This window comes from Bacillus sp. P4_D3, assembly GCF_056401855.1.
On sequence record NZ_JBFUIN010000423.1, the window covers coordinates 1 to 2,660 of the forward strand.

The window sequence follows — 2,660 nt, forward strand, 5'->3', positions numbered from 1 at the left end:
ATGAGCTTGCGGATCATCTTACAAGCGCTATTCATCAAGAATTAAAAGAACTATATATGGAAAAAACGAAATTTGAAGTGAGAATTATGAAGAGGGTAGGAAATGTAGAAGAACCTCTCGTGGAAGGAACACCGGTAAAACTTACGGCGGATGGCTACGATCATGTGGAATTTTATATTTCAACGAATCCGGGTGAACCGTTAAAGCCACTTTCAAAGGTCGCTTCTGGCGGAGAGTTATCTCGTATTATTTTAGCTTTAAAAAGCATTTTTTCTAAGCATCAAGGTGTTGCATCTGTTATTTTTGATGAAGTGGATACGGGTGTGAGTGGTCGGGTTGCGCAGGCTATTGCGGAAAAAATTTATCGTGTATCAGTAAACTCGCAAGTACTTTGTATTACGCACTTACCTCAAGTAGCTTCAATGGCGGACTCGCATTTATTTATTAGAAAACAAGTGGCGAATGATCGGACGATTACATCGGTTACTGTGTTAAGTACGGATGAAAAAGTAACAGAAATTGCTCGAATGATTTCTGGTGTTGAAATTACAGATTTAACGACAGAGCATGCGAAAGAGTTACTTACGCAAGCGCATCATTTCAAACAGACAGCAGAGGCTATCCAGTAATGGATAGCTTTTTTTTCTCAAATGACGATTTCTTAATTCTTCCGGTTATAAATAAAGCACTGCAAGGAGAGATTAAAAAGTGAAGCCAAGAGGCTGAATGTGGGTAGGAGCGAGGAGAGTGAACAAATTGAAATTAGAAAGATTTCGAAAAATAATAGGTCTTTGTCTCCTTGTTTCTCTAGTTTTTATTGGATGTTTTAAACCGCTTCGAACGTTTATTTCATCGCCGAAGCAACTTGTTGTTTTTGAAGGACAACAATCAGAAATAGCATCATTACCAGTTTTTAAGGCTTCATCTACAAATCGTAATGTATTTACTGTAAGTTCAAATGAACAAGAACTTATGGTAAATTCTCACCAAAATGGTGAAGCTGATATGGTGTTTCAACTTGCTGGTTTTCCAGTGAAAAAAGTAAATGTGAAAGTATTAAAAGATTTTAAAGTTATTCCAGGTGGACAATCGATTGGTGTAAAATTGAACACAAAAGGTGTACTTGTTGTAGGCCATCATTTAATTCAAACTGAAAAGGGTAAAGTATCTCCTGGTGAAACAGCTGGTGTACAGATTGGAGATATGATTACCGAAATCAATGGTAAAACAATTGAAAGAATGAGTGATGTAGCACCATTTATTCATAATAGTGGAGAAACAGGTGAACCGCTTAATCTTGTTTTATTAAGAGATGGAAAATATATTCGTGCTAAGCTAACACCACAAAAAGACAATGGTGAATCTTCTTACCGAATTGGATTGTATATTCGTGATTCAGCAGCTGGTATCGGAACGATGACGTTTGTACATCCAGATTCTATGAAATACGGAGCGCTTGGTCATGTAATTTCCGATAATGATACAAAAAAGCCAATTCAAGTAGAAGATGGACAAATTATGCGTTCGACAGTAACGTCTATTGAAAGAGGAAGTCACGGGAACCCGGGAGAAAAATTAGCAAGATTTTCACCGGATCGTGAAGTGATTGGTAATATTACAATAAATAGCCCGTATGGTATTTTTGGGAAATTAAATACAAATATGACAAACGGCATAATGGATAAAGCAATGCCTATCGCATTATCCAATCAAGTAAAAGAAGGGCCAGCGAAAATATTAACAGTTATTGATCAAGATAAGGTGGAAGCGTTTGATATTGAAGTTGTTAGTACAGTACCACAAAAGTTCCCGGCTACAAAAGGTATGGTTATAAAAGTGACAGATAAACGTTTACTAGCAAAAACGGGTGGCATTGTACAAGGAATGAGTGGAAGTCCGATTGTACAAAATGGGAAAGTAATTGGTGCGGTTACACATGTATTTGTAAATGATCCAACGTCAGGATACGGTGTTCATATTGAATGGATGTTACATGAGGCTGGAATTAATATTTATGATCAAGAGAAAAAAGCGAGCTAATACATATTAGCTCGCTTTTCTTTTGAAAAATTCGTTGAAATTTTGTAAAAGCTCCGCAAGAGCTGTTTTTTGTTGTAAAATATAAGCAAAGGGTTGAACGTTTCGCTGTAATTCTATGATGGAATGTGTTGCGAAAGGAAAAAAATGAACGATAAACATATTTTTTTGTGATTTTATCGGAAAGTAAGAAACTTTAAAGGGAATTTTCACACAATTGTCGAACAATTCATGTAGCCTAGAAGCTTACACATGTCGGAAGAATCGATTCGGTAAGGGAGGAAAAACTGTGGAGAAAATTAAAGTATGTCTTGTGGATGATAATAAAGAATTGGTATCGATGCTAGAGAGCTATGTTGCTGCTCAGGATGATATGGAAGTTATTGGAATTGCTTACAATGGTCAAGAATGTTTAAACTTATTGAAAGAAAAGCAGCCTGATATACTCGTTTTAGACATTATTATGCCACATTTAGATGGTCTAGCTGTGCTAGAGAAAATGCGACATATTGAAAGGTTAAGACAACCTTAACCTTTCAATATGTCGCATTTTCTCTAGCACAGCTAGACCTGTCWCTTATACACATCTCCGAGCCCACGAGACACGAAGTTATCTCGTATGC

General features: G+C 36.6%; 1 protein-coding gene and 2 pseudogenes. All 3 read left to right on the top strand.

Translation table 11 applies throughout. The features are described 5' to 3' along the window. Nucleotides 1–629: pseudogene (locus AC1DTM_RS22135) on the top strand (DNA repair protein RecN); the annotation flags it as partial. 118 nt (nucleotides 630–747) lie between these two features. Next, a complete protein-coding gene (gene spoIVB / locus AC1DTM_RS22140; RefSeq protein WP_033711018.1) occupies nucleotides 748–2,040 on the top strand; it encodes a SpoIVB peptidase in 1,293 nt (430 codons plus the stop codon). Between the two features lie 286 nt (nucleotides 2,041–2,326). Beyond that, nucleotides 2,327–2,566: pseudogene (locus AC1DTM_RS22145) on the top strand (response regulator); the annotation flags it as partial. Nucleotides 2,567–2,660: the final 94 nt, after the last annotated feature.